This is a genomic window from Streptomyces sp. NBC_00086 (genome assembly GCF_026343255.1).
Lineage (GTDB): Bacteria > Actinomycetota > Actinomycetes > Streptomycetales > Streptomycetaceae > Streptomyces.
The window spans coordinates 948,395-975,352 of sequence record NZ_JAPELZ010000001.1; the positions used below are offsets into that span (position 1 = coordinate 948,395).

Here is a 26,958-nt window from a genome sequence, read left to right on the forward strand (position 1 = left end):
GGGCGTGCCCACGACGTCCGCCGCCACCTCGACAAGCCGGTGGTCGCCCAACGCATTGCGAAGTCCCGGGTGCTCTGAGCCGCGTGCGCTGCCCGCCCACCCGGTGGGCCCGTGGGGCTCTACGTACTAGGGGACACGGTCGGTCAGCACATCGCCAGGCCGGACGCCGCCAAGCAGTTCACCGCCATCCGCTGCCGGACGTTACCCTCTGCCGGATGACGCCGAAGCCCAGCAGCACCCCGCCGGTCGAGCGGCGCACCGTGACGGTCAACGGCGGAGTGCGCCTCGCCTACGAGGTCACGGGCCCGCCGGCCGGACCGCCGGTGCTCCTGCTCCCCGCGCTCGGCGAGACCGCCGCCGACTGGGTGCCCGTACGGGACGAACTCGCGCGGGAGCGGCGGGTGTTCGCGCTGGACCTGCGCGGCCACGGAGCCAGCGCGTGGCCGTCGGCGTACTCGCTGCCGCTCATGCGGGACGACGTACTGGGCTTCCTGGACGCCCTCGGGCTCGACCGGGTGGACCTGGTGGGCCACTCGATGGGCGGGGTCGTCGCGTACCTGGCCGCCGCCGCGCAGCCGCACCGCATCAGCCGCCTCGTCCTGGAGGACGCCCCCGCGCCGCTCCCCCGCGAGGCCTCGGCCCCCGTACGCCCCGAGGGCGAGCTCTCCTTCGACTGGGCGATGGTGCTCGCGGTCCGCCCCCAGCTCGACCGCCCGGACCCGGCCTGGCTGGCGGACCTGTCCCGGATCACGGCCCCGACCCTGGTCGTGTACGGCGGCCCCGCCAGCCACCTGGCGCCCGCCTCCTTCGACGAGGTGGTCCGCCGCATCCCGGACGCCCGCCTGATCACCCTCGCGTACGGCCACCTGATCCACGCGGCGGCGCCCGCGGAGTTCACGGCGGCCGTCGCGGCCTTCCTCACGGAATGATCCCGGCCGATATCACCGGCCGGGGCGTCGCTCAGGCTGCCGACTGCAGGGCCGAGAGGCGGCGCACGAAGAGGATGGCGGCCACCGCCGCCACGGCGTAGATCAGGTCCGAGGCCGCGCCGAACAGGACGGCGTCGCGCACGGCGTCGTCACTCAGAGCTGTGGCCGCGGACCGGTTGGCGGCGACGGACGCCACCATCGCCGCTCCGAACGTTCCGGCCCAGACGAAGACGGGGGCGGGTGAGGTCAGCGCGGCCTTGCCGGGCAGCCTCGACGCGCTGGCCGCCCACACCTTCATCGCGATCAGGCAAGGCAGGACGGTCCAGCCCACGACCGGGATGAACCAGACTCCGATCGCCCAGCCCGCACCGCCCCGGATGGCTCCCCGCGCGTACACCCCGGCGTTCACCCGGACCCGGTGGAACCAGACGATGAAGACCACCGCTGCGGGGATCATGGCCGTCATGAACAGGCTCACCGAGATCGTGAGCAGCGTCCCCGAGTGTCCCAGCCCGACGGGCTCGGTGTGCTCGTCCAGCCGGAAGTACCGGTTGACCCCGGCGGCCACGGCGAGCAGCCGGGTCAGGGCGCACAGGCCGAGCAGCACGGTCAGAGCCGTGGCCAGTCCCTTCGGCGAGCGGAGCAGCGAGCGCGCCGGAGGCGCGCCGAGCGGAGACAGTCTTGCGGAACCGGGACCGGCGGACATGACGAGGGACCCCCCACGGGTGCGTTGACATGCGGAAACCCGCCTGCTGGGGCGGGAAGGCAGAACATACGGCACCGGTGGGCCCGCGCCGCAGGGCGCCCCGGCGCGCGGGCGCCCTGCGGCGGTGGTGTCAGGCCCGGCGGTGAGGTCAGGCCCGGTGGAGGTTTCAGGCCCGGTGGAGGCGGAGCGTGACGATCTGGAACGGGCGCAGGGTGAGCGGGATCGTCCCGTCCGGGGCGGGGGCGGAGACGGCCGTGCCCTCCAGGGGGCGTTCCAGGAGGTCGCTCTCGATGGCCGCCGACAGCGGGAAGCCCGCCGCGAGGGTGGCGTGCGCGCGGCCGCCCCGGGACTCGTAGAGGCGGACGATCACGTCGCCGCTGCGGTCCTCGGCGAGCTTCACCGACTCGACCACCACCGCGTCCGTGTCGACCGCGACGAGCGGGGCGACCGGGCCCGCGCCGCGCAGCACGCGCTCCGGCAGGTTCAGCGCGTGCCCCTCGCGGACCGCGTCGCCGACGGCCGCGCCGGGGGCCAGCGAGAAGCGCAGGGTGTGCGCGCCCTGGTCGGTCTCCGGGTCGGGGTAGCGCGGGGCCCGCAGGAGGGAGAGGCGGACGGTGGTGGTCTGGCCGCCGTCGGGGCGCATGTCGCGGGTCACGTCGTGGCCGTAGGTGGAGTCGTTGAGGACCGCGACCCCCCAGCCCGGCTCCTCCGCGTGGATCCAGCGGTGCGCACAGATCTCGAACTTGGCTCCCTCCCAAGAGGTGTTCGTGTGGGTGGCCCGGTAGACGTGTCCGAACTGCGTTTCGGAGGCGGATCGTTCGGCCTTGACGTCCAGCGGGAAGGCCGCCTTGAGGAACTTCTCCGTCTCGCGCCAGTCCACGTCCGTGACGATGTCCACCGTCTTGGCCCCGGCCCGGAGCGTGAGCGTCTGGACGACGCGGGACAGGCCGAAGGAGCGGGTCACCCGTACGGCGCCCGATGCCGGACCGGCCTCGGCGACCTCCAGCGCGTCCACGTCCACCAGGTCCGTGACCTTGTTGCGGTAGAACTCGTCGATGTCCCACGCGTCCCACATGTTCGGGAAGTCGGGGTGGATCTGGAGCAGGTTCGCGGCGGCCCCCGGTGCGACCGATTCCCGCCCGGCCTCCAGGTCGTACGCGGACACGATCAGCCCGCGGCCGTCGATCTCCACGAGGAGCCGCCCGTTGGCGAGGACATGGCCGCCGCCGTGCCGCTCCTCCACCGTGACGGGGTGCGCGGCCGCCGCCGGCAGGCCGGCCCCGCCGGCCGGGATCCCGCGCCGGGCGTGCGGGGCGCAGTTGAAGACGAGCTCCTCCTCGCCCTCACCCGCGAGAGCGGTCTGCGCGGCCACGGTGATCGCCGTCAGCTCCTCCCGCACCTTGGCGTACGTCTCGCGCGCCTCGCGGTGCACCCAGGCGATGGAGGAGCCGGGGAGGATGTCGTGGAACTGGTGGAGCAGCACGGTCTTCCAGATCCGCTCCAGGTCCTCGTACGGGTACGCGTACCCCGGGACCTTCACCGCGGCCGTGGACGCCCACAACTCGGCCTCGCGGAGCAGTGATTCGCTGTGCCGGTTGCCCTGCTTGGTCTTGGCCTGGGAGGTGTAGGTGCCGCGGTGCAGCTCCAGGTAGAGCTCGCCGGCCCAGACGGGCGCGTCCTCGTACTCGGCATGCGCCTTCTCGAAGAACGCGTCGGGGCGCTCGATCTCCACGCGCGGGGAGCCTTCGAGGTCCCGCTGCCGCTTGGCGCGGCCGAGCTGCTCGCGGGTCGGGCCGCCGCCGCCGTCACCCCAGCCGAAGGGGGCCAGCGAGCGCGAACCCCGGCCCTTCTCCTGGTAGTTGCGCGCGGCGTGGGCCAGCTGGGCGCCGCCGAGGTCGGAGTTGTAGGTGTCCACCGGCGGGAAGTGCGTGAAGACGCGGGTGCCGTCGATGCCCTCCCACCAGAAGGTGTGGTGGGGGAACTTGTTGACCTGGGACCAGGAGATCTTCTGCGTCAGGAACCACTTCGAGCCGGAGAGCTTGACGATCTGCGGCATGGCGGCGGTGTAGCCGAAGGAGTCGGGCAGCCAGACGTTGTTCGTCTCGATGCCGAACTCGTCCATGAAGAACTTCTTGCCGTACAGGAACTGGCGGGCCATGGCCTCGCCGCCGACCATGTTGGTGTCGGACTCGACCCACATGCCGCCGACCGGCACGAACTGCCCGTCGGCGATCTTCTTCTTGACCCGCTCGAAGAGCTCGGGACGGTGGGTCTTGATCCAGTCGAGCTGCTGAGCCTGGGACATGGCGAAGACGAACTCGGGGTGCTCCTCCATCAGGCCCAGCATGTTGGAGGTGGTCCGCGCGACCTTGCGCACGGTCTCGCGCAGCGGCCACAGCCACGCGGAGTCGATGTGGGCGTGGCCGATCGCGCTGATCCGGTGCGCGGAGGAGTTGGCGGGGGCGGCCAGTACGGTGGCGAGCCGCGCGCGGGCGTCGGCCGCGGTGCCGGGGACGTCGCAGAGGTCCACCGCGTCGAGGGCGGAGTCGAGGGCGCGCAGGATCTCGTAGCGCCGGGCATCGCGCTCGTCGAGCTGTGTCATCAGGTCGTAGAGGACTTCGAGGTCCTGTACGAGTTCCCAGACCTCGGTCTCGAAGACGGCGAGGTCCATCCGGGCGAGCCGGTAGAGGGGCTGGTCGCCGCTTGTCCGCTTGTCGCCCTCGTAGGTGACGGAGTGGTCGACGAGGATCGGGTTGGAGGCGCCTTCGACGTACCACTCGATGCTCTCGTCGCCGGCCGCGCGGTCGGCGACGCGCACCCAGTCGTTGTACGGGTTGAGCGCCTTGACCTCGCCGCCGTCGGCGCGGTGGACCAGGCCCTCGCACTGGAAGCCGGGCATCATCCGGTCGAAGCCGAGGTCGAGTACGGCTTCGACGGTGCGGCCGGCCCAGTCGGCGGGGACGGTGCCGGTGACCTTGAACCAGGTGGTGCCCCAGGCCGGGCCCCACAGGTCGCCGATGGCGCAGGGTTCGTAGGAGGCCGCCAGGCCCTCGGCGACGGGGACGGGCTCGCCGGGTGCCTCCCAGCGCTCGACGGTCAGCGGGACCGAGCGCGAGTGGACGGCGGGCTTGATGCGCTCCTTGAGGACACGGCGGAGGCGGTGTTCGGTGATGCTGCGGTCGTCGTGCATGACGGCTGCTCCAAGGTGGGGTGGACTGCGATCCTGCGCTCGGTCGGGCGGTGGGCCGCCGGGGCCCGGTCAGGTCTTGACGGCTCCCTCGCCGACGCCCTTGAAGAAGAAGCGCTGAAGGGCGAAGAAGAGCAGCATCATCGGGATCAGCGCGGCCATCGCACCGGCGGCGATGATCCGCTGGTCGCTGACGGTGGTGGCGCCGGCCAGGGTCTTCAGGCCGAGCTGGAGGGTGTAGTTGTCGCTGTTGGTCAGCACCAGCAGCGGCCAGAGGAAGTCGTCCCAGGCGCCCATGAAGCTGGTGATGCAGACGACGGCCAGGGCTCCCTTGGCGGCGGGGAGGAAGACCCGGGTGAAGCGGGTCCACTCGTTCGCGCCGTCCAGGACCGCGGCCTCCTCGACCTCCTTGGGGACGGAGAGGAAGGCCGAGCGCATGATCATGATGTTGAGGACGGAGACCGCGCCGGGCAGCCAGACACCGATGAGGGTGTCGACCAGGCCCATCTCGCGGACCGTGAGGAACATCGAGATCATCACGGACTCGAAGGGGAACATCAGCGTCGCCACCAGCACGGTGAAGACGATCTTGCGGCCCTTCCAGGCGGCCCGGGAGAGGGCGTAGCCGCCCATGGCCGCGAAGAGCATGTTCGAGGTGATGGCGAGGACCGCCACCGTCAGGGTGTTGCCGACGTACTGGAACAGCGGGAACGACTCGGCGACCCGGAAGTAGTTGTCGAGGGTGGGCTGCGAGGGCAGCACCCCGTCGTACACGTTCTCGGTGCGGCCGCGGATCGAGGTCAGGAACTGCCAGACGATCGGTCCGAGCATGATCACGAGCATCAGGAGGAGCGTGGCGTACCGGCCGGCGAGGCCGATCCAGTACCGCCGCGCGTCGGCTCCGACGCGCTTGCCCGCCTTGTCGCCGAGGGAAGCGAGGGTGCTCAACTTTCGTCTCCCTTCGAGAGACGGCGGCCCAGCAGGCTGAAGACCAGCGTCAGGAGGAACAACAGGATGGAGATGGCGGCCGCGTATCCGGTCTCGCCGGAGAAGCCGAGGCCGACCTGCCGGATGAGGAAGGGCAGCGTACGGGCGCCGCCGCCGGGACCGCCGCTCTCGCCGCCGAGGATGTAGATCTCGGTGAAGACGCGGAGCGCGGAGATCGCGGAGAGGGTGCCGACCAGCAGCATCATCGGCTTCACCTGGGGGACGGTGATGCTGAAGAAGCGGCGGACCGGGCCCGCGCCGTCGAGCGCGGCTGCCTCGTAGAGCGAGGTGGAGACGTTTCCGAGGGCCGCGAGGTAGAAGACCATGTAGTAGCCGAGGCCCTTCCACACGGTCACGATCATCGCGGAGACCAGCAGCATGGTGCTGTCGGTCAGGAACGGGATCGGCTCGGAGATGATGCTCAGCTTCTGGAACAGCGTGTTGACCAGGCCGTCGCTGCGCAGCACCCACTGCCAGATGAGGCCGACGACCACGGCCGAGGCGATCACCGGGGTGTAGAACGCCGAGCGGAAGAAGCCGATGCCGGGGACCCTCGTCTGGACGAGGACGGCGAGGGCCAGCGGCAGGAAGACCAGACACGGGACGACGACCACGAGGTACAGCACGCTGTTGCCGGTGGCGACCCAGAAGTCGGAGTCGGCGAAGGCGTGGGTGTAGTTGTCGAAGCCGACGAACCCGCCGCCGCGCAGGATCTGCGCGTCGGTGAAGGAGAGGATAACGGTGTTGACGAACGGCCAGAGGCTGAACATCGTCACCATGATCAGGCCCGGGGCGAGGAAGAGGTACGGGGTCCACCACTTGCGGTGACGCAGCCCGGTCTCGGCCTCCATGGCCTGCTTGGCCTTCTTCGCCTGCTTGGCCTGCTTGGTGTTCTTCGCCTGCTTGACCTGCTTGGTGTTCTTCGCCTGCTTGGACGGCCTCACCCGCTTCGCCGTCGTGTCGGGAGCGGCACCGGGCGCGTCCCGCGACGGGCCCGCCTTCTCCCGCAGTTCCGTTCCTGAGGATGGACTCATGGCGCCTGCCTCTCCCTTCTCCGCTGCCGCCGTCACTGCTGGACCGACTTGGCGAGCAGCTTGTTCGCCTCCTCCTGCGCCTTCTTCACCGCCGCCTTGGCGTCCTGCTCGCCCTTGATGGCCTTCTGCATCTCGCGCACGACCACGTCGCCGACCTGGTTGGTCCACTGGACGGGGGTGTTGGCGTCGAGTCCGGCGGTCTTCAGCTGTTCGGCGCCGACGGCGCGGGCCAGCGTCTCCGCGTCCTTGCCGTCGCCCTTTTCGGCGAAGAAGGGGTCGGCGAGGCCGGTGGCGTTGGACGGGTAGATGGTGGCGTGCTTGGAGAACTCCACCTGGTTGGGCCCGTTGGTGAGCCACTTGGCGAACTCGGTCGCCGCGTCCATGTGCTTGGTGTCCTTCTTGATGCCGAGCGACTGGGCGTAGATGCCGATGTGGCCGAGCTGCCCGGTGACGGCGTTCGCGACCTGCGTGTTCGCGTAGATCTGCGGGGCGTTCTGCTTGATGTCCTTGACGAACCCCGGGGAGCCGGGGCCGAAGACGATCTTGCCGCCGCCGTAGAGCTGGTTGATGTCGTCCTGCTTGAGCAGGGACTCCTTGGGCATGGCGCCCTTGGCGTAGAGGTCCTTCATCCGCTCGACCCACTCGACGGCCTTGTCGGTGTCGAAGGTGAACCGGTCCTGCTTCTCGTTCAGGATCGGGACGCCCATCTTCTGCCAGTCCCCGGGCAGCCGGCCCTTGGGGTCGGCCATGAAGGCGGAGTACTTGCCCCCGGACTTGGCGGCGATCTGCTCGGCGTAGTCGAAGAACTGCTCGACGCTGGTCGGCGGCTTTGCCGGGTCGAGACCGACCTTCTCGAAGAGGTCCTTGTTGTACGTGAGGATCTCCGGGGTCACGTACCAGGGGTAGGCGAACACGCTGTCGCCCTTGCCGGGCAGCTTGAACTGCTCCCAGGCGCCGGGGACGTAGTCCTTGGCCACCTCGGGGTCGAGCTTCGCGACGTCGGCCAGCATGCCGCGGTCGCCGAGGAGCTGGAAGGAGTCGGTGGAGAGGTTGACCACGTCGGGGAGGGCGCCGGCCTGGGCGTCGGCGACGATCTTCTCGTTGTAGCCGTCGCCCGGCACGTCCTCCCACTTGACCTTCGCGTCCGGGTACTGCTTCTCGAACGCGTCGATGACCCCCTGGACGTACGACGTGAACATGGGCTTCAACTGGAGCGTGCGGAACGTGATCTGACCGGCCACCTTGCCGGTCTTCTCCCCCTCCTTCACGTCTCCGGCGCCACCGCTCATGCCGCACGCGGAGGTCGCGAAGAAAGTGCCGGCCACGAGGGTGGTGATGGCAATGCGGGTCACGTTCTTACGGGTCATCGTCGCCGCCTTCAGGGGGAGTTCCGGCCTCGTCGCCGGATCACTGGGCCAAAACTCACCCGAAATCAAGGTTCCGTCAATATGACCAAAGTCCCGAGAGGGAGGTACCCGTACGTCCCGAATTACCACAGAGGAGGGAAGAGCAGTCCGAAAGTCACTCCATGACCACCACTCTGACCTGCACTGATGCGCTTTAGTCCTTATCGCCTTTGGCGTGATATCGATTCGATAACGAACCAAACCGGGCGGTGCAGGTTGACTTCTTATCGCCGGTTAACGAAAGCTGGCACTAATGCGGTTTACCCAGCACACCCCTCACCCGCATACCGCACGACAGCTCCGCCACTCCTGCCGACCCCACCCACCCGGATCGTCCGGCACGTACCGCCGGTGAAAGAGGGATTGACAGCCATGGCCGAGATCACGTTCCATCAGACGAGCCTCACCTACCCCGGCGCCGACCGCCCCACGGTCGAATCGCTGGACCTCGACATCGCCGACGGCGAGTTCCTCGTCCTCGTGGGCCCCTCGGGCTGCGGCAAGTCCACCACCCTGCGGATGCTGGCCGGCCTCGAAGAGGTCACGTCCGGCTCGATCTCCATCGGCGGCCGCGACGTCACGCACCTGCCGCCCAAGGACCGGGACATCTCGATGGTGTTCCAGAACTACGCGCTCTACCCCCACATGACGGTCGCTCAGAACATGGGCTTCGCCCTGAAGATCGCCAAGGTGGACAAGGAGACCATCCGCAAGAAGGTCGAGGAGGCGGCGAAGATCCTCGACCTCACCGAGTACCTCGACCGCAAGCCCAAGGCCCTCTCCGGCGGCCAGCGCCAGCGCGTGGCCATGGGCCGGGCGATCGTCCGCGAACCGCAGGCCTTCCTGATGGACGAGCCGCTCTCCAACCTGGACGCCAAGCTCCGCGTCCAGACCCGCGCCGAGATCGCGAACCTCCAGCGGCGCCTGGGCACCACCACCGTCTACGTCACCCACGACCAGGTCGAGGCCATGACGATGGGCGACCGCGTCGCGGTCCTCGCGGACGGCCTGCTCCAGCAGTGCGACTCCCCGCGCACCATGTACGACCGCCCGGCGAACAAGTTCGTGGCCGGGTTCATCGGCTCCCCCGCCATGAACCTGCTGGACCTGCCCCTGGCCGGGGACGGCATCCGCTTCGGCGGCTCCACGGTCAAGATCAGCCGCGCGGCCCGCGAGGCGGCCGCCGGCGACACCGTCACCCTGGGCATCCGCCCGGAACACCTGGACTTCCACGCCGCACACAGCGACAAGGGCCTGCCCGTCACCTTCTACTCGGTGGAGGAGCTCGGCTCGGACGGCTTCGCGTACGGCAACCTCGACCTGGGCAACGGCGAAACCCAGCCGCTGACCGTACGGACGTACGGCCGCGAGGAGGGCCTGCGCGGCAAGACCATCCGGGTCATCCCCCGCCAGGAGTCCATCCACCTCTTCCACCCGACGACGGGCGAACGCCTGCCCGACTGATCCGAGTGGCCCGACCGGCCCCGATGGCCCCGGACCGGGGGATGGCGCCGGTCCGGGGCTCTCCCGTGCGGGAGCGGTTGCTCCGGACGCTCCGGACGCTCCGGCAACCCCGTGGCGCCGGCGCCCTCGGCCGGGGTAGGTTCCCTGCCACGGCGTGTAGCTCAGCAGCCAGAGCACCGGCCTGCACAGCCGGAGGGCGCAGGGGCAGGACCTGCCACGCCGACGATGACCGAGAACACGATCCCGTACGCGACGCAGGTCCGAACGGCCGGCGAGGTGGCGCGGCTGCTCGCACGGCGACGACCGAAGCGCGCCCTCGCCGCGGAGCGCGAGGCCCTGACCGTGTGGCGCCCCTTCGAGGACGAGCTCCTCGCGTACTGGCTGCGCGGCGCGGACGCCACCCTCGCGGAGGGTGCCGACCTGCTCGACCGGTACGAGGCCCTCGCGGCGGCGCACCCCCTGACCAGCCGGCACCGCGACCCTCGGTCCCCCGCGGCGATCCTGCGCCGGGCCGTGCGGGAGCGGGTCTCGGGTCGCGAACTTCCGCCCGGGCCGGACGGGTTGGTCCACCACGCCACGGCGTCGATGGTGGCCCGGCACGGAGCCCCCGGTTCCGCCGCGCACACCCGGATGCGCCAGGATCAGGCCCGCCGGGCGGCCCGGCCCGCGCACCACGAACTGGCCGCGCTGGTGAGCCGCCGCCTGGCCCGGCTCGACCAGGACTCCGGACTCTCCGACGTGGACGCACCCGTCGCCCCGGTCACCGCCGAGGAAGCCCGGGAGACCGGCCTGCCCGTCGGGACCCGGGTGCCCGCGTACGTGCGCGCCCTCGTCGCCACCGCCCTGCGCGCCCCCGCGGACGTGCTCGTCCAACGGGGCGTCGCCACCTCGGCGGAGGACACGGCCGGCCTGGCGGGACCGCTCCTCGACGCGGAACTCGCCCGGGGCCTCCGTCCGTACACCGCCGACGGACCGGAAGGACGGGAATCCGCGCGCGCCGCGCTGCGCCGACTCGCCGCGTTCGGCCTGGAGTCCTTCCCCGGAGCCGACCCGACGCCCCGGTTCCTTGCACAACTGGCCGCGCTCGCCGACCGGGCCGGGCTCTGCGCCTCCTTCGTCCTGGACCCCTACGCCGACAACTACACCGGGACCGTGACCGCAAGCGTGCTCCCCGCCGCGCGCGTGAGCGCGGAGCTGCTGCACGGGACCCCGTACGCGCGCTACTACGGCATCGACTTCGTGGCGCTGCGGGAGCTGGCCCGGGCGGACGACCGGGAGGGCTTCCAGCGGCTGTGCGTCGAGCGCGCGGCCCTCCCGCGGCCCGGCCACCGGCCTGAGCGGCCGCCGCCCTCCCCCGCCTTGGCCAAGAACCCCGCGATGGTCGAGCAGGTCCGGATCCTCACCGCAGGCAATCTCGCGCCGCTGATCAGGGAGTTCGGTGTCGTTCCGAGCGCAGGCTGGGACTCCCTTGCCCGCGCCTCGTTCACCGAGGCACGCCACCGGGGAGCCACCGCGAAGCGGATGGCCCGTGCCTGGCGGCACCTGCTGTTCCACCTGTCGCAGTGCGACGCCGAGCGGCGTGCGGCCGTCCTCGACTGGATCGACTCCGAGACCGCCCGTCTGCCGGTCGGCAGGGCCGCCCGGCTCGCGCCCCTGATCGCAGACACCCGCAGCGCTTGCGAGTTGCCCTAGTGCTGTGGCCGGCGAACCTTCCCGGTCACAGCACTAGGCACTACCCCCGTGCGGGCACCACCGCCACCGGGCACAGCGCGTGCAGCAGTACCGCGGTGGACACCGAGCCCATCAGCAGGGAGTCGGCCCGCAGGCGGCGGCGGTGGCGGCCCACCACGATGAGGTCGGCCCGCTGGGAGGCGGTGACCAGACGGCCGGCCGGGTCGCCGGGGGCGACAACCGCTTCGACGGTGACGTCGGGGTAGTGCCTGGTCAGGTACGGCTGGAGGCGCGTGCGCTGGTTCTCGGCGAGTTCCCGGGCCGTTTCGGTGGCCTCGCCGCCGGCCGTGCCCGGCGGGTAGCCGCCGCCGCGTTCCGCGACGAGGGAGCCCACCAGCGTGAGCGAGGACAGCGGGACCAGGTGCGTGGAGACGACCTGGAGCACCGCGCCCCGGCGGCGGGCCTCCGCGAAGGCGAAGTCGACGACGTCCTCGGCGGTCTCGTCGGGTGCCAGGCCCAGCACGACCCTGCGTTCGCCGCCCGGGGCCCGCGCTCCGGCCTCCTGCGTGACGAGCCGCGCGGTGTGCGGGACGACCACGACCGGGCAGGGCGACTGGGCCGCGCACACCCGGCTGTTGGAGCCGAGCAGCAGGCTGGCGAAGCCGCCGAGGCCGCGCGAGCCCATGACCAGGAGCTGCGCTCCCGCCGCCAGTTCGGTCAGGGTCGCGGAGGGGGTTCCGTCGCGGGAGACGTAGGTGACGGGCGGCAGGTCCTCCCGCCCCGCCAGCCGCGCCCGTACCGCGTCCAGCACCGGATCGGTGTCCCGGTCGTGCGGCGGTACGAGCGCCTCCCCGGGGGCGTGGACGCGCAGGGCCTCCGGCCGTACGTGTGCCACGTGGAGGTCGGCTCCGCGCGTGCGGGCGGTGTCGAGGGCCCAGTCCAGGGTCCTCAGGCTGTGTTCCGAGCCGTCCACGGCGGCCAGCACCGGGCGGCTGGAGGCGGGGGCGGGACCGGCCGAGTTGGTCTGCATGCCTCCACCCTCCGGCGGGGCGGACCCGGCGGGCAGGGACCGAAGGCCCTACTTCACGCGGTAGTCGGCCTTCTCGGCGAGCTTGCCGTCCTTGTAGCAGAAGCGCAGCACCGTGTCGCCGTTCCCGGAGTCGGACAGGTACCAGGAGCACTGGCTGCCGGCGGGCACGGCGGGGCCGCCGTCCTTGAGGGCCGAGGTGACGAAGCTTTCGCCGGACGGCAGCTTGGCGCGGACCTCGGCCTCGGAGTCGCCGACCTTGACGGCCTCGTACACCTTCTGGTCGACGAGGGTCTTGTCGGCCACGTCGATGACCTTCCCCACCCCGAACAGCAGCGCCACGAGCAGTCCGATCCCCAGCACCCCGGCCACCGCACAGCCGATCAGACATCCATTGCGTCGCGCCACGTCGAGCTCCTCGTTCCTCTGTCATCGCCGGACGGTTTCCGTCCGTGCTCCCGACTCTCGCAAGCGCGGGCGGCCGCCGCTGTTCTCCAAAGTCTTCGGTCCGCGCAACGATCGTCGTTCGAGGTCGGACCGGGTGCGACGTGTATACAGGGGATGAGAACGATCATTCGGACGAAACGTGAGGAACCATCGTGAGCCAGAACACCGAGCCTCTGATCGTCGTCGGCGTGGACGGTTCGAACCACTCGAAGCAGGCCCTGCGCTGGGCCGTGGCCCAGGCGAAGGCCATCGGCGGCCGCGTGCACGCCGTGATGAGCTGGGACTGGAACACCAACCCCTTCGGCATCAGCCCGGCCGAGCAGACCGATCTGGTGCACGCCGAGGACGCGGCCCGGCAGAAGCTCGCGGACACCGTGGCGGAGGCGGTCGGCACCTCGCCGGGCGTTCCGGTCTTCCGCCGGGTCGAGCAGGGCTCGCCCGCGCAGGTGCTGGTGGAGGCCTCGAAGGAGGCGGCGCTGACGGTCGTCGGCACCCGCGGCTACGGCGGCATCAAGGGCGCGCTGCTGGGCTCGGTGAGCCAGCAGGTGGTCCAGTACGCGGCCAGTACCGTCGTCGTGGTCCGCGAGGACGGCTCCGCCTGAGGGACACGGCCCCGGCCGGGCCGCTCAGGACGGCGCGGCGCCGAGGTCCGCCGGGTCGGTGTTGGCCCCGCAGAGCACCACGGCGACCCGTTCCCCGAGCGGCCCGGGCGCGGTGCGTACGGCCGCCAGGGCGGTCGCCGCGCCCGCTTCGACCACGATGCGGTGCTCGTCCCAGAGCGCGCGCCGGGCCGCGGTGATCGCCGCGTCCGGGACCAGGACGGAGGCGGCGTTGGGGGCCCGCACCGCGGCCAGCGCGTCCGCCGAGACCCGGGTGGCCCCGAGGGAGTCGGAGGCCACCGAATCCACGGGGACGTCCACGAGCCGGCCGGCTTCCAGGGCCGCGTTCAGGGCCCGGCAGTTCTCCGGCTCGGCCGCGACGACCCGTACGCCGTGTTCCCGCGCGGCGGTCGCGATCCCGGCGAACAGCCCGCCGCCGCCGACCGCCACGACGACCGTGTCCAGACCGGGCAGGGCGGCGCGGATCTCGTCGAGCAGGGTCCCGGCGCCCGCCGCGATGAGCGGATGGTCGTACGCGTGACTGCTCAGCGCCCCGCTCCCGGCGGCGAACTCCTGGCATGCGGCGAGGGCTTGGGCGTACCGGTCGCCGACGAGCCGTACGTCGGCCCCGTAGCCGCGCAGCCGCTCCACCTTCACGCGCGGGGCCGTGCCCGGCAGGAACACGGTGGCGGGCACGCCCTCGGCGCGGGCCGCCCAGGCGCAGGCGAGGCCGGCGTTGCCGCCGGAGGCGATGGTGACCCCGGTGTCGGGGAGGCTCCCGGCGGCGCGGTGCGCGGCGAGGAAGTTGCGGGCGCCGCGCGCCTTGAAGGAGCCGGTGTGCTGGAGGTACTCCAGGGCGTACGAGATCCCTCCGCCCGCCGGTATGACCGTGACGGGCCGTACGGCCCCGGCGATCCGGTCGGCGGCGGCGCGCACTGCGCCGTAGTCGAGGGACACCGCGTCGAGCTGCTGTTCCATGGACCCGTACTCCTGTCGTTCGAAACTCTTCTCAGGCGCCGGCGGGCCGGTTCGCCTCGATCAGCTGGCGCAGGGCGCCGTAGTACACCTCGTGGTCGGTCAGGGAGGGCAGTACGTCGGCCAGCCCGGCCGAGAGCACGGGGAACGCGGCGGGGTCCAGGGCGGCCAGCGCCGCGCGCGAGGCGGCGGTGGCGGCGGCCGGGTCCCGGTGGTCGACGAAGGCCGCGCTGCCCAGGGTCAGCAGGTACATCCGCCGGTACACGGTCATCGCCCCGGCGGGGGTCATCCCGGCGGCCACGCTGTCGGCGAGCGCCGGTTCCACGAGCCGGGCGAGCAGCTGCCGGCCGAGCCAGGGGCGGCCGCCGCGCAGGATCATCAGCCCGGGGTGGTCGGCGAGGAGCCGGTAGAGGGCGGTGAACCGCCGCTCGGTGGCTTCGGCCCAGCCCACCCCGGCCGGGATCTCGGGCAGCTGGGCGGCGAGGTGCTCGGTGCAGAGGTCGAGCAGGCCGGCGAGGTCGGTGCAGCGGCGCTGGACGGTGGCGTGCGAGACGTCGAGCCGCTCGGCGAGGGCCCGGAAGCTGAGCGCGGCGGGCCCCTGGTCGTCGAGGATCCGCAGGGCGGCGGCGGCGATCGCCTCGGGGGTGGCGCGGTCCAGGGCGGCTGATCTTCTCGGCATGGGATACATCGTATCAGCCGCTGTCACAGCCAGCGTATCGAGCGACGCATTACCTCCTTCGCGCGTGCTCGACTACACCCATATTGCTGGTCATTGATCAATAACCCCCGACTTATGTTGACAGCGGGTAGTCACACCGCTGCACTGAGCCCTCGACAGCCCCCACGTCAAGGAGACTCCGTGCCGCCTCGCCTGCGTGCGTCGCTCCCCTGTCTGACCGCGGCCGCCCTGCTCGCCCTCGCGCTCTGCCCCGCCCCCGCGGCGGCCGAGCCCCAGGCGACGTCGGACACCCCGCTCGCGCTCACCCCGCCCATGGGCTGGAACAACTGGGCGCACTACATGTGCGACATCGACGAGGCCAAGGTCGTGGCGAACGCGGACGCGCTCGTGGCCACCGGCCTGGCCGCCAAGGGCTACGACACCGTCACCATCGACGACTGCTGGATGACCAAGAGCCGCGACGCCGAGGGCAATCTGGTCGTCGACACGGAGAAGTTCCCGCACGGCATGGCCTGGCTCGGCGCGTACCTGCACGCCAGGAAGCTGAAGTTCGGCATCTACCAGGACGCCGGCTCGCTCACCTGCGAGCGCTACCCCGGCAGCGGCTCCCCCGAGGGCGGCGGCCCCGACCACTACGCCCGCGACGCCCGGCAGTTCGCCTCCTGGGAGGTGGACTACGTCAAGATGGACGGCTGCAACCTCTGGGTGCCCGAGGGCAAGACCAAGGAGCAGGCCTACCGCGACGCCTACAACTCCGTCGCCAAGGCGCTGCGCGACAGCGGCCGGGACATGGTGCTGTCCGCCTCGGCGCCCGCCTACTTCCAGCAGGGCGAGTGGGGCGGATCCGACTGGCACAAGGTGATCGACTGGGTCGGGGAGACCGGCCAGCTGTGGCGCGAGGGCCGCGACATCAAGGTCTACAAGCCGACCGCCCCGGGCACCTCGCGCTGGAGCTCGGTCATGGGCAACTACGGCTACAACCGCTGGCTGGGCCGGTACGCGGGCCCCGGCAACTGGAACGACCCCGACTTCCTGATCGCGGGCGCCCCCGGACTCAGCGCGGCGGAGAGCCGCAGCCAGGTCGGCCTGTGGGCCATGATGGCCGCGCCGTTCATCCTGTCCTCGCAGGTATCCGAGCTCACCCCGGACGGGCTCGCCGCCCTCGGGAACACCGATCTGATCGCGCTGGACCAGGACCCGATGGGCGTCCAGGGCGCGGTGGTCTCCTCGAACGCCACCTTCGACATCCTGGTGCGGCCGCTGGCGAACGGGGACCGCGCGGTCGCCGTGCTCAACCGGTCCGCCACCGCCCGCGACATCCGCGTACCGCTCGACGAGCTCGGGCTGGGGCTGGGCTCCTGCACCGTCGACGCGAAGGACCTGTGGACCGGTGAGACCCGCGAGGTGTCCGACACCTTGACCGGAACGCTGGCCGCGCACGACACGGGCGTCTGGCGGCTCACCCCGCGCACCGGCTGCGCCGAGCCCGTGCCCACCGGGCAGATCGCCGGCCGGGGCTCCGGCACGACCGCCGCCTGCGCCGACGGGGCGAACACCACCGGCGTCGGCGCCGTCGTGATGGCCGCCTGCACGGGGGCACCGGACCAGCGCTGGACCCTGGGCCGGTACGGCAGCCTGCGCCTGGCCGGCGCCTGCCTGTCGGCGGGCGAGGAGGGCCTCGTGGAGCTGGCCGACTGCTCGGGCGATCAGCGGCGCCGACAGCCGGGCCAGAGCTGGACCCCCCGCCGTGACGGGGCGCTGGTCGAGGACGCGAGCGGGCTCTGCCTGACGGCGCCGGCACCCGCGGCGGCCCCCGTCGAACCGGGCACCCCCGCCGAGCGGCTGCGGCTGACGCCCTGCGGCGACCACCAGGTCGACCAGGCGTGGGCCCTGCCGGTCTGACGGCCCCGCCCCATGGGGAAGCAGACGAGGCATCAGACGAGGAAGCACCCACCCACCGAGCCGAGCGAGCCGGCCGCAGCGCCGGGGCCAACCGAGCCGACGAAAACGAGGACGACGCGCATGCCGGTCCCCCTCCCCCGACGCGACCGGGCCGCCCGGCGGGCTCGCCGCCGGGTCACCCTGGCCGCGCTGCCCGCGGTCCTGCTCACCCTGACGGTCGCCGGGGCCGCCCCCGGAGCGACGGCTCCCGCCGCCGGAGCCACGGCTCCTCCCGCCCCGTCCCCATCCCAGCCCCCCTCCCCGTCCCCCGCCACGTCCCCCGCCCGGTCCGGTGCGGGAGGCGCCGCGACGCCGCCCGCGCCCCGGCCGCGGGCGTTCGACGCCTCCCCCGCGCGGGCCTCCCTGCAGCGGCTGCTGCCGCGCCACGCGGGGCAGTTCACGCTGGTGCCCGACCCCGGAGCCGGGCCCGACACCTTCACGGTGTCCGGCACGGCCGGTGCGATCACCGTCCGGGGTTCCACCGGTGCCACCCTGCTCACCGGGGTCGGCTGGTACCTCCAGCACGTCGCCGGAGCCGACATCGGCTGGCCCGGCGACAGCGTCGGCGTGCTGCCCGCCGAGCTGCCGGCGGTGCCCTCCCCGGTCACCCGCAGCGCACGGGTGGCGCACCGGTACGCGCTCAACGACACCGACGACGGGTACTCGGGCCCGTACCGCACCTTCGAGGAGCACCAGCGGCAGATCGACCTGCTCGCCCTGCACGGGATCAACGAGGTGTTCGTGCAGGTCGGCGCCGAGTACCCGTACTACCGGGCGCTCCAGCGGTTCGGCTACACCGCCGAGGAACTGCGGGAGTGGATCCCGGGCCCCGGTCACCAGAGCTGGTGGCTGCTGCAGAACCTGAGCGGCTTCGGCGGTCCGGTGTCCGAGGAACTGATGCGCGGGCGGGCCACCCTCGGCGGCCGGATCGCCGAACAGCTGCGCGGCCTCGGCATGACCCCGGTCCTGCCGGGCTACTTCGGGACGGTGCCCCCGTCCTTCGCCGGGCGCAATCCCGGCGCGGTGACCGTTGCGCAGGGCGACTGGGCGGGCTTCGACCGGCCCGACTGGCTGGACCCGGTCTCGCCGCCCTTCGCCCGGCTCGCCGCCGCCTACTACGCGGAGCAGCGCGCGGTGTTCGGCGACAGCACGATGTACCGGATGAGCCCGCTGCACGAGGGCGGGCAGACCGGTTCGGTGGACGTGAAGGCGGCCGCCGGGGCGGTGCAGCAGGCCCTGTGGGCGGCGCATCCGGGCGCGCTGTGGGCGGTGCTGGGCTGGCAGGACGATCCGACCAAGGAGCTGCTGGCCGGGGTGGACACCTCGAAGCTGCTGATCCTGGACGGGCTCTCCGACCGGTACAACCGGCTTGACCGCGAAACCCGTTGGGGCGGGACCTCGTACGCCATCGGCTCGATCTACAACTTCGGCGGGCACACGACGATCGGCGCCAACACCTCGGTGTGGATCGACCGGTTCCAGTCCTGGAGCGCGAAGCCCGACAGTGCGCTGGGCGGCATCGCCTACCTGCCCGAGGCCACCGGGACCAATCCGGCGGCCTTCGACCTCTTCACCGACCTGGCGTGGGAGCCCGGCCCCATCGACCAGCGGAAGTGGTTCGCGGACTTCGCGGGCCGCCGCTACGGGGCCCCGGACACCGCGGCCGCCGCGGCCTGGGAGGAACTGCGCAAGGGCCCGTACAGCACCTCCTCGGGGCTGTGGTCGGAGTCCCAGGACAGCCTGTTCACCGCCCGGCCGAGCCTGACGGCGGTGGGATCGGCCTACTGGAGCCCCAAGGCGATGCGGTATCAGGCGGGTTCGGTACGCCGGGCCCTGGACCACCTGCTCAAGGTGGACCCCCGGCTGCGCGGCTCCAGCGCCTACCGCTTCGACCTGGTGGACACCGCCCGGCAGGCCCTCGCCAACCACTCGCGGGTGCTGCTGCCCAAGATCAAGGCGGCCTACGAGGCCAAGGACCTGGCCCTGTTCCGGGAACTGACCGCCGACTGGGCCTACCGGGAGAAGCAGCTGGACGCGCTCGTCGGCTCCGATCCGAACTTCCTGCTCGGCTCCTGGCTTTCGGCGGCCCGCTCGCACGGCGCCGATGCGGCCGAACAGGACCGGTACGAGTACGACGCCCGCTCGATCCTCAGCGTGTGGGGCCGGCAGAGCACCAGCGAGGGCGGCTTCCTGCACGACTACGCGAACCGCGAATGGAGCGGCCTGATCAGCGAGTTGTACGCCCGGCGCTGGTCCTCCTACTTCTCCTCGCTGGAGGAGTCCCTCGTGCAGCGCGCCGCGCCGAGGGCGATCGACTGGCACGCCTTCGAGGACGACTGGGCCCGGCTCACCACCCGCCACCCGGCGCGGCCGAGCGGTGACCCGTACGTCCTGGCGTCCGGCATCGCCGCCACCCTTCCCGAGGTCAACTGATCTACACCACAAGGGAAGTGGGGATCTCGCGATGAGGCGCCGCTCACCCTTCGGTGGGAAGCTCCCCACCCGCCCGGGGGACAACCGGGCCGACCGGCCACCGCTCCGGCGCGGTGCTGGGTTCACTGAAGGAAACTGACGGAAACGGATCAGGGGCGGTCACCGGAACCATCATCCGGCGACCGCCCTTTGCGACGCCGGAGCCGTTGCCGCCATCGCCGGAAGGACGCCCGCCATGTCCGAGACCGACCCGCGCCTCACCGCCGCGGCTCCGGAGCTGCTCACGTTCCTCACCGACGGGGCCGCCGCGCCCGCGCCCGCCGCGCTGCCCGCCACCGGCCGGTTACGGCCGCCCTCGGACGCGGAGCAGCAGCCGATCCGCCGCTCCGATCCGCGGGAAGGGCTCACCGACGGGATCGTGGAACTGCGCAAGCGGCGGCCGTGGAGCGGGCCCGGGACCGGCTCGCCCGAGGCGCGGACCCCCGGTTCGGATGCACCCTGGTAGCTGGGGGGCACATCCCACCGAGCGGGGCGGGCGGTGACTCCGCATGATCCGTACGCAAGCGGGGCGGGCCGATCCCGCAGGGCGGGGCCGGGCCGCGCTCGGCGCCGTCAGCGGACTGCTCGCCGCCTTCGCCGGGCTCGCTCTGGCCCAGCTGGCCGCGGCGGCCGTACGCCCCGAGGCCGCCCCGGTCACCGCCGTCGGCGGGACCGTGGTCGACGCGACCCCCGCCGCCGTCAAGGAGTGGGCGGTCCGCCGGTTCGGTACGGACGACAAGCTGGTCCTGACCCTGGGCATCATCGCCGTGCTGGCCGTCGTGGCGATCGCGGCCGGGCTGCTCGCCGTACGCCGCCCGGCCGCGGGCACGGCTCTCGCGGCCGCCTTCGGCGTACTCGGCGCGGCGGCCGCGCTCAGCCGGCCGGAGGCCGCCTGGCAGGACGCGCTGCCCTCGCTGGTGGGCGGGTTCACGGCCGCCGGAGTGCTGTACCTGCTGGTCAGAGCCATCCCCCGGCCCCGCCCGCGGCCCTCGGGAGGCGGCCCGCCCGGCGCCATGGACCGGCGCGGCTTCGGTCGCCTCGCCGTCGCCACCCTGGCCCTCTCGGCCGGTGCCGGGTACGCGGGGCGGCGGCTCGGCGCCTTCGGGAACGCGGGAGCCACGGCCTCCCGGGCCCGGCTCGTCCTTCCGCCGCCCGCCGCCCCGGCCCTACCCGTACCGGCCGGCTCGGACCTGCGGATCCCCGGTACCACCCGCTTCGTCACTCCCAACCGGGCCTTCTACCGGGTGGACACCGCGCTGGTCGTCCCGCGCGTGGACGCGGACACCTGGCGGCTGCGCGTGCACGGGGACGGGGTCTCCAGGCCCCTCGACCTCGGCCTGCGGGACCTGCTCGCCCGCCCCCTGGTCGAGCACGACGCCACCCTGACCTGCGTGTCGAACGAGGTCGGCGGCCCGTACGCGGGCAATGCCCGCTGGCTGGGCGTGCGCCTCGCCGATCTGCTGCGCGAGGCGGGGGTGCGACCGCCGTCGCAGGGCGGCCGGGCCGATCAGCTCGTGGCGCGCTCGGTGGACGGGATGACCCTCGGCACCCCCGTGGAGGCGGTGATGGACGGCCGTGAGGCGCTGCTGGCCGTGGGGATGAACGGCGAGCCGCTCCCCTTCCGGCACGGCTTCCCCGTCCGGATGATCGTGCCGGGCCTGTACGGGTACGTCTCCGCGTGCAAGTGGCTGCGCGAGCTGCGGCTGACCACCTTCGCCGCGTACGACGCGTACTGGGTGCGCCGCTCCTGGGCTCAGCAGGCTCCGGTCAAGACCCAGTCCCGCATCGACACCCCGCGCCCCTTCGCCGAGGTCACCGCGGGCGGGGTGGCCGTCGCGGGGGTGGCGTGGGCGCTGCACCGGGGCATCGCCCGGGTCGAGGTACGCGTGGACGCCGGCCCGTGGCGGGATGCCCGGCTCGGCACGGCGGACGGGGACGACACCTGGCGCCAGTGGGTGTGGATCTGGGAGGCGGCTCCGGGCGGGCACACCCTGGAGGTCCGCGCCACGGACCGCACCGGCGCCGCGCAGACGGGCGACCGCACCGGAACCGTCCCCGACGGGGCCACGGGATGGCACGCGGTGACGGTCCGGGTCCGGGGCTAGGAGGTGGCTGTACGGGCCGGGCCGGGTCAGCAGGCGACGGCCGGGCCCCCGCCCGGCGGGCCCTCGGCCGGGCAGATCATGGCGGACGGGCCCGCCAGGGACCGGGCCTCGTGGAGCAGGCCGGGCGGGGTGGCGGCGCTGAGGGTCCAGACGACGGCGCCGCCGGCGGGCGGCGGGGGGACGGACGCGAAGCGCTCCCTCAGGTCGGCCTCGGCGGTCTGCGGGTGCGGGAGGTGGAGCGTCTCGTAGCGCACCGGGGCGGTGTCCACCGGGAGGATCCCGATCCGGCGGCGTTCGCGCCCCGGGCCCGGGTCCGGGTCCCGGTCCCGGTCCGGCTCCGTGGCGGGGCCTTCAATCAGCAGCTCGGTGAAACCGCGGCCGCCCGACTCTCCGGGGCCGCGGGCGTGCGTGTTGCCGGGGTAGGCGGCGAAGGCGCCGGCGCCGGGGACCAGCCGGTGGTGGACGTGGCCCAGCGCCCAGTAGTCGTATCCGGCGCGGGCCAGTGTCCGCGGGTCGGACGGTGCGCAGATCCGGCGGCTCCAGGCCCCGTGCAGGCTGGTGTGCAGCAGCCCTATGTTGACGGCGCCGGGTACCGCGCGGGGAAGGCCGGCCGCGAGGTCGCGCCGCTCGTCGGGCACGGCCACCGACTGGCCGTGGACGGTGATGCCGAGGTCGGGCCAGGTCACCGACTCGGGGGCGTCGGCGCCGAGCCAGCGCACCGAGGGCGGGAGGTTCAGTTTGTGCGGCAGCGGGGTCTCGGCGTCGTGGTTGCCCGAGACCACCACCGTGTGCAGGCCCGCCTCGTGGAAGGCGCCGAGCGCGTCCTGGCAGGCGGCCAGCGCCCGGGCGTCGGTGTGGCGGCGGTCGAAGACGTCCCCGGCGATGAGCACCGCGTCGTAGCCGCCCCCGACGATGCGGTGCACGGCCGCGCTCAGGGCCTCGTACGGTGCTTCGCGCCGGTCTATCGCGGGCGCCCCGGGGTACTGCGCCAGGCCGCGCAGCTCGGAGCCTATGTGCAGGTCGGCCAGGTGGGCCACGCGTATCGGTGCGGGCGCGGAGGTGTTCACCGGCCGAGGATGAGGTCGGTCTTGAAGGCGTCCCGCTCCAGCAGCCAGCCCTCGGCGCGGAGCTTGCCCATCAGGTCGGAGCGCAGCTCGACCGCATCGCACAGGGTGCGCCCCTTGGCCGTGATCTCGGCGAACCAGGTCAGCTCGCCGGATGCGGTCCGCAGCCGGCTGACTTGCGTCTCCATCGCGTGATCGAGCATCCGGCCAGGATAGTTGGCCTGCCTTACGGGACCGTGGAGTCGGGATGAAGCGGTGACCGACTCTGCCCAACCGGCAGGTTTCGTACCCCACTTGGCGAGCTTGCCGGGGAGGCGATCCAGGACGAGGGCGCGCGAGGCATCGAGCCCGGGCAGTTCGCCGGGCGCCAGTCCCGGCACCGGCCGGCACTTCTTGTTGGTGAAGTCGAGGGTGGCGCGGGTGTGGCTGAGGTTGACCTGGACGGTGTAATTGCCGTCGCCCGCACAGAAGTTGTGCACGGAGGCCTGGTCCATCACGCGCCGCACGGCGGCCGGGTCCGTACCGTCGCCCTCGATGTCGAAGCGGGCCTTGTAGGCGAGGCGGATCCGGTTCTCGTCGTCGTGGCGCCGGATGCGGACGATCCAGCCCTGCCCGTTGAGGCTGCGCCCGGCGTCGTCCATGTACTGGGCGACTTCCGTGCGGCCGGGCGCGCCGAGCGACAGCGCGGCGGCCGCGGCGGGCGTGGGCAGGCCGTCGGCGTCGAGCACCCGGGCCGGGTCGACCAGCAGTTTGACCTGGTAGCCCGCGCGCGACGGCACCACCGGCGACCTTCCGGCCCGCGCTCCGGAACGAATCCGGCGACTCGTTACTTTCGGCGTTTTCTGCAGTTTCCGCATATCCCCGTCGATCATGCCTCATACGACACCAGCCCGCCCGAAAGCCCCGGAACCGCGCAGGTGAACAGGCGGTGAATCTACCGCAGGGCGAAGGTCCTGACCTGCGAGGTCTCCCGGCCCCTCGGTTCGGGATCTTCGCCGTTCGTTCACGCCAGATAAGGATCGTAGATTGTGAATGCATTCACAAGCCCCTGGCAACGGACAAAGGTGCACGTCATGGCCACTCTGCTCACCCCTTCCCGCAAGATCACCGCTACGGGTCCGGCCGCCGGAACGGCCGGAGGTGAGAGCGGCCCCACACTCGCCCTGCCGGCCCGCACCGCCCTCGCCGCCCTCCGCGTCCTGGTCGCCTGGACCTTCATCTGGCCCTTCCTGGACAAGCTGTTCGGGCTCGGATTCAGCACCCCCTCGGCCAAGTCCGTCATCAACGGCGGCTCGCCGACCGAAGGGTTCCTGCTGCACGGGACCAAGGGCCCCTTCGCCCACACCTTCGACTCGGTAGCCGGCGCCGACTGGCTTGACCTGATCTTCATGACGGGCCTGCTCGGCATCGGCCTGGCGTTCCTGCTCGGCATCGGCACGCGGATCGCCGCCGTGTCCTGCGCGATGATGATGGGCTTCATGTGGCTCGTCACGATGCTGCCCGAGACCAACCCGGTCACCGACAACCACTGGATCCTCGCGGTGGCCGGAGCGGCCGTCGCCGCGACCGCCGCGGGCGACCACTTCGGACTCGGCCGGGCCTGGCGCCGGACCGCGCTCGTCCGCCGGTACCGCTTCCTGATCTGAGACCGGCTCCCCGCCCGACCGCTCTCCCCGCCCCTCCCGGTCCCTTCCCGATCCCTTCCCCGGGTCCGACACGATGCGCGCCGCCCTCTCCCCCGGGCGGTGCGCATCGTAGATTTGGCGTATTGTCCGGAATTCTCCATCATTCCGTCGTACGTCAGGAGCCGGCGCAGTGGAGCTGACCAGTACGTCGTTCCTCGTGACGCTGATCGTCGTCACCGCACTCGCGATGCTCGCCGCGCTGCTCCTGTGGAACCGCATCCCCGGCCCCGGCTGGGTACGCTGGCCGGCCCGGCTGCTGATGATCGGCTTGTGCCAGTTCACCGCCATCTGCGTGGTGGCCACCTGGATCAACGGGAGCTACGGCCTCTACTCCTCCTGGGACGACCTGCTGGGCACCGACGCCGGGCAGAACGACGCCGCCATGACCGGGCCGCCGCTGGGGCGGGCCAAGTTCACCCCCGCCAGCGACGGCACCCGCACCACGTACTTCCGCGGCTCCCACTCGAAGCTCGCCGGCCAGGTGATCGTATGGACTCCCCCGGAGTACGACGCACCGGGCGCGGACAAGACCCGGTTCCCCGTGCTGATGCTGCTGCACGGCTATCCGGGCTCGCCCCGCTCCTGGATCGACATCGGTGAGATGCCCGGCGCCCTGGAGAAGCTCGTCCAGCTCGGTGCGGCCCACCCCTTCATCCTGGTGATCCCCGACCTGTATCCCGGAGGGGTCAACACCGACTGCACGGACACCCCGCAGCGGAAGGTGGCGAGCTGGCTCGCCGAGGACGTGCCGGACCTGGTCGCCAAGAACTTCCGCACGCTCCCCGAGCCCCAGGGCTGGGGGCTGATGGGCATTTCCACCGGGGCCTTCTGCGCCGCCAAGCTGCCGCTCCAGTACCCGAAGGCGTTCCGGGCGGGCGCCGCCCTGGACCCGGATCCGCTGACCGGTGACCCGGAGGTGCTGTCGGATCCCGTGCTGCGCGAGCGCAACAGCCCGATGTGGCTGGTCCAGCAGGCGAAGCACGACAAGAACACGGATGTGGGGCTGTTCCTGGCCACCTCCGCGCAGGACAAGGACAGCCCGCCGCAGCAGCTGACCGACTTCACGAAGGCGGCCCAGAACTCCGGGGTCCGGGTCAAGACGCTGGTCCGCCCTCAGGGCGGGCACAACTTCCAGACCTGGATCGCGATGTACCCCGACGCACTGGGGTGGCTGAGCACCGAGATCTCACCGCCCGCCGAAGCCCCGTAGGCGGACCGGCAGCGACTCGACGCTGTTTCCTATGAAGCTTCGCTGGTGCGGGAGTTCGGCTTCGGGGACGGCCAGGTCGAGGTCCGGGAAGCGGGAGAAGAGGGCTTCCAGGGCGATGGTGGCCTCCAGCCGGGCGAGCGGGGCTCCGACGCAGTAGTGGGCGCCGTGCCCGAGGGAGAGGTGGCGGGCCGCGGTGGGGCGGGTCAGGTCGAAGCGGTCGGCGTCCGGGCCGTGGAAGGCCTCGTCGCGGCCGGCCGCCGTGTAACCGGCGAGGACCGGGGTGCCCTGCGGGATCAGGGTCCCGTCGATGGTCAGATCGCGGGTCGGGTAGCGGAACGGGAACCAGCTGACCGGGCCGTCGAAGCGCAGGGTCTCGTCGACCACGTCCGACCAGGTGGCCTTTCCCTCCAGGACCAGCGCGAGCTGGTCGCGGTGGGTGCACAGGGCGCGGACGGCATTGCTGATCAGGTTGAGCGTGGTTTCGTGGCCCGCCACCAGCATCAGCCGCATGGTGCCGGTGAGTTCGGCCTCGCTGAGCCGGTCGCCGTCGTCGTCGCGGGCGGCTATCAGCGCGCTGGTCAGGTCCTCGCCCGGATCGGCCCGGCGGGTCGCGGCGATGGCGCCGATCAGCTCGACGAGCTCGCGCACGGCCGCCATGACCTCGGCCGGCGTGGTGTCGGTGGCGACGATGACGGTGTTGGACAGCTCGTGCAGCCGCCCCCGGTGTTCGGGGTTCACGCCGAGGAGCTCGCAGATCACGCTCATCGGGAGCGGGAGCGCGAAGTGCGTGCGCAGGTCCGCCACCCCGTCGGGGGACGTCTGCGCCGCCCGGTCCAGGCCCTCCAGCAAGTCGGCCGTCAGTTCCTCGATGCGGGGGCGCAGCCGCTCCACCTGGCGGACGGTGAAGGCGTTGCCCACCAGGGAGCGCAGCCGGCGGTGGTCGGCGTCGTCGGCGGTGTGCATCCCCTGGGCGTTGGCGAAGACCCGCAGCGGCCAGTCCGGGGCGATGGTGCCGTCGTGCAGGGCGGGGAAGTGCCGGGCGTCCTTGGCCACGTCGGGGTGGGCGAGGAACTCCTTCAGCGCCTCGTGACCGAGGACGACCGCGCCGGGCACCCCACCGGGAAGCACCACCTCGGCCACGGCGCCCTGCGCGCGCAGCCGGGCGTTGAGCGCGTGCGGGCAGCCGCCGGCGGGGTCGATGACGTGCGGGGGCGTGGACGGGGGCGTCGGCTCGGATGCCTGCGCGGGGTCGGTGGACAAGCCTGTCTCCTGACAATACGAACGGATCTCCGCCAACAGTGCGGCCTGGTGGGCCGGTTGTTCAAGACCGCACCCGTCCCGTCCCGGGAATCCGCAGGCGCGCCGCACCG

General features: G+C 72.3%; 22 protein-coding genes and 1 tRNA gene. 11 read left to right on the forward strand and 12 right to left on the reverse strand.

All coding sequences use genetic code 11. The features are described 5' to 3' along the window. Nucleotides 1–215: 215 nt before the first annotated feature. A complete protein-coding gene (locus OG276_RS04345; protein WP_266902899.1) occupies nucleotides 216–929 on the forward strand; it encodes an alpha/beta fold hydrolase in 714 nt (237 codons plus the stop codon). A gap of 31 nt (nucleotides 930–960) precedes the next feature. Here the strand turns inward: OG276_RS04345 and OG276_RS04350 are convergent, their stop codons facing one another. From OG276_RS04350 to OG276_RS04370, 5 genes are all read right to left on the reverse strand, one after another. After that, nucleotides 961–1,635: a DUF4328 domain-containing protein gene (locus OG276_RS04350; protein WP_266902901.1), complete on the reverse strand. Its 675-nt coding sequence runs from the start codon at nucleotides 1,633–1,635 to the stop codon at nucleotides 961–963. A 166-nt stretch (nucleotides 1,636–1,801) separates the two neighbouring features. Next, nucleotides 1,802–4,825, reverse strand: a complete 3,024-nt coding sequence (locus OG276_RS04355) for a glycoside hydrolase family 38 C-terminal domain-containing protein (RefSeq protein ID WP_266902903.1) — start codon at nucleotides 4,823–4,825, stop codon at nucleotides 1,802–1,804. Between the two features lie 69 nt (nucleotides 4,826–4,894). Continuing rightward, nucleotides 4,895–5,770: a carbohydrate ABC transporter permease gene (locus OG276_RS04360; protein ID WP_266902905.1), complete on the reverse strand. Its 876-nt coding sequence runs from the start codon at nucleotides 5,768–5,770 to the stop codon at nucleotides 4,895–4,897. Then, nucleotides 5,767–6,660, reverse strand: a complete 894-nt coding sequence (locus tag OG276_RS04365; RefSeq protein WP_266912515.1) for a carbohydrate ABC transporter permease — start codon at nucleotides 6,658–6,660, stop codon at nucleotides 5,767–5,769. The genes OG276_RS04360 and OG276_RS04365 overlap by 4 nt, the downstream gene beginning before the upstream one ends. A 215-nt stretch (nucleotides 6,661–6,875) precedes the next feature. Next, the gene (locus tag OG276_RS04370; protein ID WP_266902907.1) at nucleotides 6,876–8,210 is read right to left on the reverse strand and encodes a sugar ABC transporter substrate-binding protein; all 1,335 of its coding nucleotides are present in this window, start codon (nucleotides 8,208–8,210) and stop codon (nucleotides 6,876–6,878) included. 411 nt (nucleotides 8,211–8,621) lie between these two features. Here OG276_RS04370 and OG276_RS04375 point away from each other — a divergent pair, with 411 nt between their 5' ends. The 3 genes from OG276_RS04375 to OG276_RS04385 all read left to right on the forward strand — a co-directional run bounded on the left by OG276_RS04375 (nucleotide 8,622) and on the right by OG276_RS04385 (nucleotide 11,405). Further along, nucleotides 8,622–9,713, forward strand: coding sequence for an ABC transporter ATP-binding protein (locus OG276_RS04375; RefSeq protein WP_266902909.1), 1,092 nt, complete (start codon nucleotides 8,622–8,624; stop codon nucleotides 9,711–9,713). Between the two features lie 150 nt (nucleotides 9,714–9,863). Next, a tRNA-Cys gene (locus OG276_RS04380) sits at nucleotides 9,864–9,936 on the forward strand. 2 nt (nucleotides 9,937–9,938) lie between these two features. Next, the gene (locus OG276_RS04385; protein ID WP_266902911.1) at nucleotides 9,939–11,405 is read left to right on the forward strand and encodes a hypothetical protein; all 1,467 of its coding nucleotides are present in this window, start codon (nucleotides 9,939–9,941) and stop codon (nucleotides 11,403–11,405) included. 40 nt (nucleotides 11,406–11,445) lie between these two features. On the opposite strand, the gene OG276_RS04390 is transcribed toward OG276_RS04385, so the two are convergent. Both OG276_RS04390 and OG276_RS04395 read right to left on the reverse strand, forming a co-directional pair. After that, nucleotides 11,446–12,414, reverse strand: coding sequence for a universal stress protein (locus tag OG276_RS04390; RefSeq protein ID WP_266902913.1), 969 nt, complete (start codon nucleotides 12,412–12,414; stop codon nucleotides 11,446–11,448). A 48-nt stretch (nucleotides 12,415–12,462) separates the two neighbouring features. Further along, nucleotides 12,463–12,819, reverse strand: coding sequence for a hypothetical protein (locus OG276_RS04395; protein WP_266902915.1), 357 nt, complete (start codon nucleotides 12,817–12,819; stop codon nucleotides 12,463–12,465). Nucleotides 12,820–13,010: 191 nt separating this feature from the next. On the opposite strand from OG276_RS04395, the gene OG276_RS04400 reads away from it, so the two are divergent. Continuing rightward, complete coding sequence (locus OG276_RS04400) at nucleotides 13,011–13,460, forward strand: universal stress protein (RefSeq protein ID WP_266902916.1); 450 nt, start codon at nucleotides 13,011–13,013, stop codon at nucleotides 13,458–13,460. 24 nt (nucleotides 13,461–13,484) lie between these two features. Here OG276_RS04400 and OG276_RS04405 read toward each other — a convergent pair whose 3' ends face one another. Both OG276_RS04405 and OG276_RS04410 read right to left on the reverse strand, forming a co-directional pair. After that, nucleotides 13,485–14,435 (reverse strand): serine/threonine dehydratase, encoded by a 951-nt coding sequence (locus OG276_RS04405; RefSeq protein ID WP_266902917.1) that lies wholly within the window; start codon nucleotides 14,433–14,435, stop codon nucleotides 13,485–13,487. 31 nt (nucleotides 14,436–14,466) lie between these two features. Then, entirely contained in the window at nucleotides 14,467–15,111 is a 645-nt protein-coding gene (locus OG276_RS04410; RefSeq protein ID WP_266902918.1) for a TetR/AcrR family transcriptional regulator, read from the reverse strand. A 180-nt stretch (nucleotides 15,112–15,291) separates the two neighbouring features. Here OG276_RS04410 and OG276_RS04415 point away from each other — a divergent pair, with 180 nt between their 5' ends. The 4 genes from OG276_RS04415 (at nucleotide 15,292) to OG276_RS04430 (ending at nucleotide 21,629) form a co-directional block, all read left to right on the forward strand. Further along, on the forward strand, nucleotides 15,292–17,013 hold the full coding sequence (locus OG276_RS04415; protein WP_266902919.1) for an alpha-galactosidase: 1,722 nt from the start codon (nucleotides 15,292–15,294) through the stop codon (nucleotides 17,011–17,013). A gap of 120 nt (nucleotides 17,014–17,133) precedes the next feature. Then, nucleotides 17,134–19,485, forward strand: a complete 2,352-nt coding sequence (locus OG276_RS04420) for an alpha-N-acetylglucosaminidase (protein WP_266902920.1) — start codon at nucleotides 17,134–17,136, stop codon at nucleotides 19,483–19,485. 235 nt (nucleotides 19,486–19,720) lie between these two features. Beyond that, entirely contained in the window at nucleotides 19,721–19,990 is a 270-nt protein-coding gene (locus OG276_RS04425) for a hypothetical protein (protein WP_266902922.1), read from the forward strand. Between the two features lie 43 nt (nucleotides 19,991–20,033). Continuing rightward, a complete protein-coding gene (locus OG276_RS04430; protein WP_266902924.1) occupies nucleotides 20,034–21,629 on the forward strand; it encodes a molybdopterin-dependent oxidoreductase in 1,596 nt (531 codons plus the stop codon). 26 nt (nucleotides 21,630–21,655) lie between these two features. Here OG276_RS04430 and OG276_RS04435 read toward each other — a convergent pair whose 3' ends face one another. Together OG276_RS04435 and OG276_RS04440 are read right to left on the reverse strand one after the other, a co-directional pair. Then, complete coding sequence (locus OG276_RS04435; protein ID WP_266902926.1) at nucleotides 21,656–22,696, reverse strand: DNA repair exonuclease; 1,041 nt, start codon at nucleotides 22,694–22,696, stop codon at nucleotides 21,656–21,658. Further along, nucleotides 22,693–23,472, reverse strand: coding sequence for a hypothetical protein (locus tag OG276_RS04440; protein ID WP_266902928.1), 780 nt, complete (start codon nucleotides 23,470–23,472; stop codon nucleotides 22,693–22,695). Before OG276_RS04440 ends, OG276_RS04435 begins: the two co-directional genes overlap by 4 nt. Before the next feature lie 294 nt (nucleotides 23,473–23,766). Here OG276_RS04440 and OG276_RS04445 point away from each other — a divergent pair, with 294 nt between their 5' ends. Both OG276_RS04445 and OG276_RS04450 read left to right on the forward strand, forming a co-directional pair. Next, nucleotides 23,767–24,339 (forward strand): DoxX family membrane protein, encoded by a 573-nt coding sequence (locus tag OG276_RS04445; RefSeq protein ID WP_266902930.1) that lies wholly within the window; start codon nucleotides 23,767–23,769, stop codon nucleotides 24,337–24,339. A 169-nt stretch (nucleotides 24,340–24,508) separates the two neighbouring features. Next, entirely contained in the window at nucleotides 24,509–25,588 is a 1,080-nt protein-coding gene (locus tag OG276_RS04450; RefSeq protein WP_266902932.1) for an esterase family protein, read from the forward strand. Here the strand turns inward: OG276_RS04450 and OG276_RS04455 are convergent. After that, nucleotides 25,565–26,848 carry a cytochrome P450 gene (locus tag OG276_RS04455; RefSeq protein ID WP_266902934.1) on the reverse strand — a complete coding sequence of 428 codons (1,284 nt, stop codon included), beginning with the start codon at nucleotides 26,846–26,848 and terminating at the stop codon, nucleotides 25,565–25,567. The genes OG276_RS04450 and OG276_RS04455 overlap by 24 nt on opposite strands. Between the last annotated feature and the right edge of the window lie 110 nt (nucleotides 26,849–26,958).